This is a genomic window from Aequorivita xiaoshiensis (assembly GCF_022008395.1).
In the GTDB taxonomy this organism is placed as follows: domain Bacteria; phylum Bacteroidota; class Bacteroidia; order Flavobacteriales; family Flavobacteriaceae; genus Aequorivita; species Aequorivita xiaoshiensis.
The window spans coordinates 1-10,101 of the sequence record NZ_JAIRBB010000020.1 but is presented as its reverse complement, the minus strand read 5'-3'; the positions used below and the strand labels follow the sequence as shown (position 1 = coordinate 10,101).

The 10,101-nt window shown below is 30.9% G+C and carries 14 protein-coding genes; 1 reads left to right on the top strand and 13 read right to left on the bottom strand.

Going from position 1 to position 10,101, the window contains the following annotated elements; translation table 11 throughout:
* The 12 genes from K8344_RS13375 to K8344_RS13320 all read right to left on the bottom strand — a co-directional run.
* Positions 1-218: hypothetical protein (locus tag K8344_RS13375; protein ID WP_237609181.1), on the bottom strand; the 218-nt coding region annotated here is incomplete at its 3' end.
* A 157-nt stretch (positions 219-375) separates the two neighbouring features.
* Positions 376-1,092, bottom strand: a complete 717-nt coding sequence (locus tag K8344_RS13370) for a GIY-YIG nuclease family protein (RefSeq protein WP_237609180.1) — start codon at positions 1,090-1,092, stop codon at positions 376-378.
* Positions 1,093-1,239: 147 nt separating this feature from the next.
* Positions 1,240-1,764 (bottom strand): DUF6933 domain-containing protein, encoded by a 525-nt coding sequence (locus tag K8344_RS13365; RefSeq protein WP_237609179.1) that lies wholly within the window; start codon positions 1,762-1,764, stop codon positions 1,240-1,242.
* Between the two features lie 162 nt (positions 1,765-1,926).
* Positions 1,927-2,391, bottom strand: a complete 465-nt coding sequence (locus K8344_RS13360; protein WP_237609178.1) for a hypothetical protein — start codon at positions 2,389-2,391, stop codon at positions 1,927-1,929.
* A gap of 162 nt (positions 2,392-2,553) precedes the next feature.
* Positions 2,554-3,423 (bottom strand): hypothetical protein, encoded by an 870-nt coding sequence (locus tag K8344_RS13355; protein ID WP_237609177.1) that lies wholly within the window; start codon positions 3,421-3,423, stop codon positions 2,554-2,556.
* A gap of 158 nt (positions 3,424-3,581) precedes the next feature.
* Entirely contained in the window at positions 3,582-4,316 is a 735-nt protein-coding gene (locus K8344_RS13350) for a hypothetical protein (RefSeq protein WP_237609176.1), read from the bottom strand.
* A 145-nt stretch (positions 4,317-4,461) separates the two neighbouring features.
* Positions 4,462-4,986 (bottom strand): hypothetical protein, encoded by a 525-nt coding sequence (locus K8344_RS13345; protein ID WP_237609175.1) that lies wholly within the window; start codon positions 4,984-4,986, stop codon positions 4,462-4,464.
* Positions 4,987-5,135: 149 nt separating this feature from the next.
* Positions 5,136-5,726 carry a hypothetical protein gene (locus K8344_RS13340; protein WP_237609174.1) on the bottom strand — a complete coding sequence of 197 codons (591 nt, stop codon included), beginning with the start codon at positions 5,724-5,726 and terminating at the stop codon, positions 5,136-5,138.
* Between the two features lie 216 nt (positions 5,727-5,942).
* Entirely contained in the window at positions 5,943-6,755 is an 813-nt protein-coding gene (locus tag K8344_RS13335) for a DUF4844 domain-containing protein (RefSeq protein ID WP_237609173.1), read from the bottom strand.
* A 174-nt stretch (positions 6,756-6,929) separates the two neighbouring features.
* Positions 6,930-7,859, bottom strand: a complete 930-nt coding sequence (locus K8344_RS13330) for a hypothetical protein (protein ID WP_237609172.1) — start codon at positions 7,857-7,859, stop codon at positions 6,930-6,932.
* Positions 7,860-8,042: 183 nt separating this feature from the next.
* Complete coding sequence (locus K8344_RS13325) at positions 8,043-8,717, bottom strand: hypothetical protein (RefSeq protein WP_237609171.1); 675 nt, start codon at positions 8,715-8,717, stop codon at positions 8,043-8,045.
* A gap of 157 nt (positions 8,718-8,874) precedes the next feature.
* A complete protein-coding gene (locus K8344_RS13320; protein WP_237609170.1) occupies positions 8,875-9,348 on the bottom strand; it encodes a glycoside hydrolase family protein in 474 nt (157 codons plus the stop codon).
* Positions 9,349-9,420: 72 nt separating this feature from the next.
* On the opposite strand from K8344_RS13320, the gene K8344_RS13315 reads away from it, so the two are divergent.
* On the top strand, positions 9,421-9,639 hold the full coding sequence (locus tag K8344_RS13315; RefSeq protein WP_237609169.1) for a hypothetical protein: 219 nt from the start codon (positions 9,421-9,423) through the stop codon (positions 9,637-9,639).
* 180 nt (positions 9,640-9,819) lie between these two features.
* Here the strand turns inward: K8344_RS13315 and K8344_RS13310 are convergent.
* A partial coding sequence (locus tag K8344_RS13310; protein WP_237609168.1) for a hypothetical protein occupies positions 9,820-10,101 on the bottom strand: 282 nt, incomplete at its 5' end.

Genomic DNA, 10,101 nt, shown 5'->3' with positions numbered 1-10,101 from the left:
AATGATGTTCCTAAAGTTCCCTCAATTGAGTTTCTGAAACTCAAATCAAATAATCTTCCTTTATCGTCTTTTATTTTTTGAAGATATTGTTCAACCAATAGATTATAAGTTGGTATTGTGTCATTTTTAAAAATCAAATAATCCGAAATCTGTGGACTTGATGCAAAAGAAATTGACACATAAAAACTAAAAAAAAGGATTGTCAATATTCTATTCATAATGTTGCTCTCAAATGTGTGGTAACGGTCTCGTATAACCGTCAGTTACGGGTTAAATTAGCTATTATTTTCGGTTTAGCACAGACTTTAGCAATTCCGAGTGGATTCGGACGTAGTCGAATCCGCCGTAATTGCGGTTATACATTGTTGCCAGTAGTTATTTTTCCACAACATTTTCTATCCATTTTAATAAATTAATCAAGAATTCTTTCTGTTTTCCTTTTGGATTGTCTTCTTGAATAATTTCTATTTCAATTTTTTCTCGTTTTAGGTCTGTGATGAAGTCAGTCAGATTATTTTTTTCTGAACTTTTATATTCAGTCAGCAAATCTTCTATTGTATCAATAACTCCTTCAATATCGAAAAATATATCTTCGTCAATTTCTTCAAGTTCATCCCAATTTTCGTGAAAATACTCACAAACTTGTTCAAATTCAGCCGATAATTTTTTTATTTTCAGCTCATTTGGAAAGTCTAGCAGAGTTGAGATTATTTCTGAATCGCTCAAATTTTGAAATCTAAATTTAGGAATATATTCATTAGATTTAGTTGACTGATTTACTTCTCCAAATACTATTTGAATTGTAGGTGCATCTTCTAAATCAGGAAAAGAGTCGGTTACATTGGTTGTCAAATCATCGTAATGCCAATCAATTTTTCTTATTATTTTTTTTTCTAACTCAAGAGCTTCTATTTCAGTCAGATTATTTTGAAGAACCAATATTTTAAATTGTCCATTTAATTTTTGAACATATTCATTCCACTTTCTATTTCTTCCAGTTTTTGACGATTTTCTATGTCCTTTGCCTTTACCAACATAGAAAATTTCATTGGTCTTTGGGTTTAAGTGGATATAGACGTAATGTTCTTTCATAATTACTGGCAACTGTTTCGTATAACCGTCAGTTACGGGTTGATATGCATTAATTTTTGGTTTGGCACAGACGTTAGCAATTCCGAGTGGATTCGGACGTAGTCGAATCCGCCGTAATTGCGGTTATACATTGTTGTACACTGTTTTTTATTCATTTATTAGTTTTTTCATTTCGTTCAGAGCTTTTGTGAAATCAGACATTTTTTTACTTTCTCCAATGTGAATAGGAATATTATTTAGTCGATTTGTCAAGTCTTTTATTGGCATATTTTTTAATTCGCCATATTCTGCTTTCCACCAATCTAATGACTGTAAATTTGTGTTTTGAAATCCAGTTGTTCTTCGGTCATTGTCAGTTGGTAGAAAGTCAATTTTTCCGATTATAGAATTTAGATAGTCAAAGTCAGTTATAATTCCGTCGTAAGTCAATTGTGAGTGGAAAGCATCTTTGAAAATTTGCTCAATATTTTTTAAATCTGTTGATTTAATGTCGGTTAATATTACGTTATATTTTGTTTTTCCATTTGTGATTAACCAGCATTTTTTTCGGTCAACATAAAATACGGTTGCGTTCCATTTTCCAAGTATTCCACATTCAGTTTTTTCGTCAGTTGAGATTAATTTTTTAATCAACTTTTCCAGTTTTTTAGTAGTGTTTATTGTCGTTCGCATAAATGGTGTACAACGTGTTTGTATATGGAAAGTTGCGTGTTTGCGTGCGAGGATTTTCCGAAGGAAAATCAGACGTAGCAAACGTGCAACGACCTTTTGATTTAGCTAAAACCAGCAATTTTTTATATACGGTGTTAGCAAATCGTTTTTTTTATTCGTTCGTTAATTTAGGGTTTTAATTCCGTTTTTATATTCAGTCAGACATTTTTCCTCTAACTCTATTTCAGGATTGTATGTCGTATTTCCTTTTGTAATTGATTTGTTTATATAAATTAATTCAAGAGTTTCTAAATCAACCAAAATTGTATATCCATAATTTACACTCTTATCTGAAATGTCAAAATTCAGATAATATGGCATAATTTCTTTTGAGTGATACCACGAAGCAGATAAATTCAGTTTAGGGTTTTTATGTTCCTCAAAGTAATAATTCAGACATTTTGGAAAAACAATTTCCTTGTCATTTATTCGCAACGCTTTTTTATTCAAGTCAAATTTCGCAGGACTAAATTCTTTCGGCAAACCAATTATATTTCCGTTTTCGTCAATTTGTAATGGTGTGTCTTGATGAATTACATTCGAATTTGACAGAAATAGAAATGATATTAAAATCAATAGTGTTTTCATCCGTAACGATTGGTTTTTAAATGTTTGCTAACGGTCTCGTATAACCGTCAGTTACGGATTTAAAGTTAATATTTTTAGGTTTGGCACAGAAGTTAGCAATTCCGCGTGGATTCGGACGAAGTCGAATCCGCCGTAATTGCGGTTATACATTGTTAGCAAACGTTATTGTTTCCATTTAGTTCGCATTTCAGTTCCAATTCTGAAATATTGTTCATCCATATTATAGATGTAACATTTTCCGAAACTAACTTTGCTTTGAACGGAATCTATATCAATGAAATATTCATCATCTTCTGTTGTAAAATGAAATCCTTTTTTAATTCCATCTTCTTTTCCTTTATCAATTTTAATATACCAACTTACAAGTTCACTTCCTGGGTCATAATCATCTTTCTCAACGATTTTCTTTCTGTCAACTATTTTGACTGAAATCGGTTTTTTTAGAAAGTCATTTTGATATTCTTTTGGGATCTTGTTGATATTCCAAGCTATGTTTATTGTGGTATCTTTTTTTATTCTCGTGAGATATTTTCCGCTAACATTTGGTTCTTCTCCAATGTTATAATAGTATGCGAATTTCTCGTAGTCATTTCTAAAGTCGTAATTTCTTAACGAATCGTATTTTTCGGACAATAAGTACTCTTTATTCTTCCACTCAAATATTTGAAAACTTGTATTTATTTTTAATGAATCTGCACCATATTGAAGAGTATCTTTTCTGTCCTTTTCTTCAGGAAAACTTGAGTAAACAGTTAATTCAACTTTCTCTGGATTTAGCGTAAGAGTAGAATCCGTTAGTTCATATTTTCCAAAATGTTTTTCGATTCTCGCATCTCCAAAACAGCTTGCAACACTTTCAAAACGGATAAAATCTTTATTACTTAATAATTCCAGTTTTCGATGATGATTGAATCCGTGATATGTATAAGAAATAGTGTCTATTTTAATCGCATTTTTTTTTGTTTCTGATGATTGTTTATTAGAACAACTCAAAATAAAAAGTAGAATTAATGCTTTTAGTACGATTTTCATCTAATGTTTGCTAACGGTGTTGTGTATGATTTCGTTGCGTGTTTAAACACTAAAGTTAGCAAATAAATCACAGATAGAAAGTCCGCGAGGACTTTCGTAAGTAATCTATAACTAGCAATGAATTATACACGTTGTTAGCAAACGTATTTTATTTATTTTCAATATGCTAATTCAAGAACGATTATTTTCCTATTCAGTTTATCGTTCAAATCAATGTCGTAATTCAGCATAACTCTTGCTGTTGATTCAGGGAATAGAATTCCAGCGCTTTTCTTTGTCTCATAAAATTCTTTATAAAATTCTCCTTTGCCTTTTATTGATTCCAACGCTTGCAGATATTTACCAATATAATTAAAATTCGGTGAGTTCATTTCTCGATTTATAATAGAATCATAATCAGCTTCGGAAATGTTTTCTCCAAAACTTCTTGAATATGTATATTCAGTTGTTCCGTCAGGATTTGTGTATTTATATCTCGATTTAACATAAGGAATTCTGCTTTCCAAAAAGCTTAAAGAATCCGATTCTATTTTGTCAAAAGTACTATTCTTTAAAATCCAAACCGAGTCTGGAAATTCATACATTTCAAATCTCAAATCACTTGCTCTGAATTTATTCCTTGCCTTTTCGGATATGCTTTTCCAGTTTTCGGTTTTTTCATCACGTAATTCGGTTAAAAATTGTCGATAGGCATTTTCAGTATCCATATTCGGATATTGTCTACTTAAAAAGTCGTTCTCAAAATCAGTAATAAGAAAGTCTAACGTAGCAACATTTTCAATTCCTAAAATTTTGTCAAATTCAGAAGTTTGGTTTTCAGGTTTTTTGTCCGCACAACCTATTATTAACAATAAAAATATGAATGGTATAAGAATTTTTGTTGGTCTGGTCATATGTTTGCTAACGGTCTCGTATAACCGTCAGTTACGGGTTAATATGCGTTAATTTTCGGTTTAGCACTGACTTTAGCAATTCCGAGTGGATTCGGACGTAGTCGAATCCGCCGTAATTGCGGTTATACATTGTTCTACACAGTTTTTATTCCTCACTTATTTCAAATTCTCCTAAATCCCATGGAAATTTAGACACATAATCTCCAAATATTTTTTTATCATCTTTCCATTTCATTCCATTATATTCAATCATTTGTCCACTACTGAACGAGATTTTGGCTTTAAAGAAATTGGATATCAAAGGTTCTAATTCTTGTAAGTTTTTATTATCTAATTCGCTATTACCACCAAAATTTTCGCGTCCAAAAGCTCCGTTCATTTCCACAACTTTTATTTGACCAGGTTTATATAAACTCCAAATGTTATAATACAAAAGAGTTGGACTTTTAAATTTCGAATTTTCAATTATCGGTGTTGAAATTGAGGTCAACACTTTTCCGCCTACAAGTTTGTATTCCGAGCTGTTCCATTTTCCGCTCCAATTTGCGCTCTCAAATTCGTCAGGAATACTCATTTTGTAAACAATTTCGTTTGCTATAAACGCTAAAGCGAATAATATTCCGATTGTGATTAAAGTCCGTTTTAATATTTTAAGAAATTTGTTTTTCAATTCGCGGTTTGATTTTTTAAAATTGTGTAGAACGTGTTTGTGTATGGCTCGTTGCGGGAAATCAGCTATGATTTTCCGCCGTAACCGAAAGATAGCAAATTGCAATGAATTCCGATTAGGAATTCAGCTGCAATGAGCTATACACGTTGTTATCTCACGTATTTATTCTCAGTTAATTCAAATGTTTCAATGTAAGGATTATTGGTTTTCGACATATTATCTATTGGTAATGCATATTCCAAAATCCGTATCATTTTCTCACCATTTATTATTGTATCTAAATGTCTAGTTTCATACAACATTCCAACTAAAGTGTCACTATGGTGAAAATATTTAAATTCAACATAATTTTTATTCTTCGATTCGAAATTCCATACTTTTCCAGAATCACGTTCCATATGCAAAAAAGAAAGTCCGAGGCTTACTTCGTTTACTGGACTTTTATACCAATATTTTTCAATATTATTAAAATGTACTTTTCCAAAGTAAGTACTATCTCCAGTTTTGTTTAATTCCAATGCATAAAAGTTACTTTTTGTTGAGTCTATTTTTCCATCTTTATACAGCTTGTATTGCTGATAGATTGTATCTGCACCAGAAATATACATTTCCGTTTCGCTTTTAGTTCTTTTGTCCTCAGAATTATAAACTCCCCAAACTCTGTCATATTTATATTCAGTCGTCAATTTCTTATTTAATTCAGATTCTACAGACTCCTTTTTATTTGATTCACACGACATAATGAAAATTGAACTAAGAATGTAAATTATTTGCTTTATATTTTTCAAAGTTGCTGTTGGTTTATATGTGAGATAACGTGTTTGTGTATGATTTCGTTGCGTGTTTCAGCAACTAAATTAATAAACTAAAACGAACCAGAGGAAATTCCGAAGGAATTTCCAAGTAGGCGAATACTAGCAATGAATTATACACGGTGTTGGCAACAGTTTTTATATTTAATCTCCTTTTCCAACTGGAACTATAACAAAAGCCCATTCAGCATCATCAGGAACTTTATATTCGTCTAAAAATTTTCCTCCAAGACCACTAACTTGTGATTTCTTGTCCTCAATTTCAAGTCCATAAGTTTCTCCAAACATAAATTTCACTCCATTATCTAATTTAAGAGTGTCTGTATCTTTTAAATTAAAAACTTTAAATTCATTTGGATTTATTTTTAGATTTTCGATGATTCCAATTTTATCAGAGGTTTCATTGAAAATAAATACTCTATATGTTTTTCCTGTTTTATTATATTTCGCTGGGATTATTGAAACTTCAGTCCCTTTCTCGATAAAGACGTTTCCGTGTGAATCAGTCCACTTTTTTTCTTTTGGCTTTTCCATTGGGTCAAAACCGTACATAAATTTATTGAGTTGTCCATTCGAGCTTTCCAATTCCACAATGTCCATTAATTCCTCAATGTATGAGCAAACCCTTTCTCGGTCTTCCGTATCTAATTCCAGATAAATATCCGAAAACCTTGAAAGTCCTATTCCAATTTTTTCTTGATATTTTTTGTCAGTTGGTTTTTCCGATTCCGCAACAGTTTTAAAATCCGATGCGATTTGGTTTATTTTTTCCGTAAAAACTGGTCGCATTTTTTCGTCCGCAATTCCAGGATAAAAATTTTCTTCTACGAATTTTTTCTTTGCTGTAAATTCCGCAAACTTTTCATTCGCATTTTCAGGTGTTTTCATTTCATTCGCATTTTGTCCGCAAGCAGATAATGTCAAAAGGATTATAAAAATTTGAATGTATTTCGTCATTTCTCAAATTGTTGCCAACGGTCTCGGCTATGAGTAGTTGCGTGGTTTAGCGGTTAACTTTGCAAGTGCACACCAAACTGAAAATCCGCGAGGATTTTCAGAAGTAGGCGAGAATAAGCAATTACTTATAGCCATTGTTGTAAGCTGGCTTTGTTTTATTGGTTAATATTTATTTTAATAGTATTCAATAATTCTTTCAGTTATAGTTTCAGGAAAATCTCCAATGATATTAACTTTTTCTATCCAATTATTTTGTTCATCGTATCTATATTCAAAATTATCGTCTAAAACAGATTCTATTTTTATAACATCATTCTTGTCGTTATAAAAATATTTGTTAGAATAAGAAATTTTCCCTTCGGAATTGTACTTAATCATCTCGTTTAAAGTATTATTATTGATATAAGAATAAACCTCTTTCAGTTCAATTTCTTTACGGTTGTTAAATCTGATTAAGCTAGTCTCATTACCATTTGAATCATATTCGTAAACATATTTATATTTTAAATCTCCATTAGATTTATAGGAACTATGTTCTACCATATTCCCTTTAGAATCATAATTATATTTATCTTTCCAAAGTAATTGTCCGTCAGGTTCAAATCTGTTTTCTTCAATTAAATTACCAAATCTATCGTAAGACATTACATAGAAACTTTTTAATCTGTTTTCAGCATCAAAATGATTTGATTTAATTTTATTTCCGTCATTATCATATTCGAAATTTGAACTATTATCAATATTGCCAAATTTATCGAAGTCCTTATAAGAAATAAGGTTTCCAGATTGATAATTATACTTCGTCACACTATGTAGATTATCGTTTGTGTCAAAAGTTTCTTTTTTTGTTAAATTTCCACTTTTATCGATGTGATATTTTCGACGCCAATTTTTTCTATCTCCTTTAATAAACTCTCCAAATTTTTCGTTTACCTCATAGAAATAGACATCTAGAGTTTTGACTTTTCCATTAAGTTTATATTCTAAACCAAATGTTGGCGATTCAATTTTAGTTTCCAAATTCGGTTGACAAGAATAAATTACCATTGGTAATAGCCAGAATAATTGTGTCTTTAATAATTTTGAAATTGCTCTGTTTTTCATTCTTGGTTAAAATAGTTTATCTCGCTTCATTCAAGCTTGCTTACAACGGTCTCGGCTATGAGTAGTTGCGTGGTTTAGCACTTAACTTTGCAAGTACACACCAAACTGAAAATCCGCGAGGATTTTCAGAAGTAGGCGAGAACAAGCAATTACTTATAGCCATTGTTAGCTGTAGTTTTTAATTCAGTTTTCAAATACATCTTTCAAAGTTCCGTTTAATCTCAATTTTATATAGTCCTCTATATAATTTCCGAAAATCGGAATTGCTTTATTTTTTTCGATTCGATAATATGGTTTTGGATAAGTCCTTTTAACCCAATCTGGTGAATCATCTTTATAAATCCTAAACTCTGGAACTTGCTTGAAATTGATTTTTTTAGGTTTAATTTTGAGTGATGGGCCTTTTTGATTTCGATATTCATTTTTGTCATATGGAATAGCAAATTTTCCGTTATCGGTTTCATAGACACGATGATGTGCATATTTTAATAATTGAAATTCTCCATCTATTTTAATAACAAATAATAAAAAAGTATTTGATTTTGAAAGTTTTGGTTTTCCATAATGATTGTACAAATCAAATTCAATTTTTTTGTCAGGTAAATCTCCTTTAAATTGCTCAATTATCTTGAATTTAGCTTTGTATTTATAATCTTGAATTACATTTGGTGTTTCAATATAAATTAATGAATCATTAACTATTATAGAGTCAATTAGAGTTTCTTTATCTTTAAATTCTTTCACTTTTTTTATAGATACTCTTTTTCCAGTGAACACAAATAAGCTATCTTTTTCAATTTGTCCAAAAATTGAAGAAGTTGTAAATAAAATCAGAATTGTTGTTATAAATAACTTCATTTTTTCCAAATTACAGCTAACGGTCTCGTATAACCGTCAGTTACGGGTTAAATTAGCGTTTATTTTCGGTTTAGCACAGACGGTAGCAATTACGCGTGGATTCGGACGTAGTCGAATCCGCCGTAATTGCGGTTATATATTGTTGTGCATAGTATTTTTATTCCTTGCATATTATTCCGTCTTGCGAAATTTTTTGTCCGTCGTTTGTTGTCATAGTTGCTGTGTAATACAGACATCTATTTTCAATTTTTGTTTTCGAGACTACAATTCCATTATTCTCATTTACCCATTGTTTTCCCTCGTCAAGTTCAGATTTGGTCGAGTCATAAGTAAGTCGATAAGTACAATCATCAATCCATTCAATAATTTCGTATTCAGGATTTCCGTTTCCAATTCCGTTTTTCCATTCTATTTGAGTATTTTTTTCTCGAAGAACGATATATTTTTTAGTCGCTGGATCTCTTTTAGATTTTAACTCGGATTTACCATCATCCGATACAATTGTATGATTAGCCATATCTTCTGGAATATAAAATTGTCCGATTTTGAAATCAGCACAAGTCATTTCTTGCGCACTTGTAGTAAATCCAATTATTAAGATAACAACAAGTAGAAATATAGGTTTTTTCATTTAAGATTTTGTTTTTTCGATATTATGCACAACGGTTTGGGTATGAATAGTAAAATTTAATAAGCAGAAATTATGCAAAAAAGCAAAGAACGAGCAATGCAATTTGAAAAGGAATTAAAAGCATTGTTAAAAAAGTACGATACTGAAATAGAAATGGAAGAAATACATAGAAGTTACACAGGTTCCGAATACTCTATGAAAGTTTATATACCTGCAATTTGGGATAAAGACGGTGATTGCATTGCGGAAAGTGCAGAAATTGACTTAGGAAGCTACTACGATGGGGATTAAATTTTATTATTTATACCCGTTGTTATTGTGCGTTTTAATGCACTCTAACGTTTAGTATAACCGCAGTTACGGGTTAATATGCGTTAATATTCGGCTTGGCACAGACGTTAGCAATTCCGAGTGGATTCGGACGTAGTCGAATCTGCCGTAATTGCGGTTATACATTGTTGGCAACCGTATTTATTCAATTATTACTTTGTCAATCGCCATATTAATTTCCATTATTTTTCCAACTGACACTTCTTTTTTATTATAAATTGGGTTCTTATATTCACAACTATCCATATTGGTCAACTTGATTGATACAAAGTAATTTTTCCTTTTTTTATTTGTTGAAATTACAGTTCCTACCACAAAGCAATCGAAGTCTCTTGTATTTTCGACTGTGTATAAATAATTATGCAAAGTAGTTCTATCAGTTCCGTCATATCTCCATCCCGTTTCTCCTGTTAATGGAACTTT